Below are 247 nucleotides of genomic sequence, written 5' to 3'. Positions count from 1 at the left end.
TCCTGATCGTGGGCTTAGGGGCCGGCCTGTCGATCGGCTGTCGCGTGCTAGGCGGGCTCGCATTGATCTACGCAGTGATCGGCTTCATACCGCTGTGGATCGAGGAATACCGCAAGCAGGGTGCGCGGCGAGGGCGCCGGATATTCCTCGATCAGGCGGACGAGGCCCATGATCAGGACCACCATCGCGACGGCGAACGGTGCATCCTTCGGATTCATGAACATGTGGCCGTAGAAGGTCGGGCACA

Annotated in this window: 1 protein-coding gene; it reads right to left on the bottom strand. The window is 62.3% G+C overall.

Going from position 1 to position 247, the window contains the following annotated elements:
• Positions 1-47: 47 nt before the first annotated feature.
• The coding region (locus tag FNJ47_RS47575) for a hypothetical protein (protein ID WP_163163684.1) at positions 48-247 on the bottom strand (200 nt) is incomplete at its 5' end.

The sequence above is a fragment of the Bradyrhizobium uaiense genome, assembly GCF_010811875.1.
Classification (GTDB): Bacteria; Pseudomonadota; Alphaproteobacteria; order Rhizobiales; family Xanthobacteraceae; genus Bradyrhizobium; species Bradyrhizobium uaiense.
The sequence above is the reverse complement of the archived record's forward strand: the minus strand, read 5'-3'. Positions and strand labels throughout refer to the sequence as shown.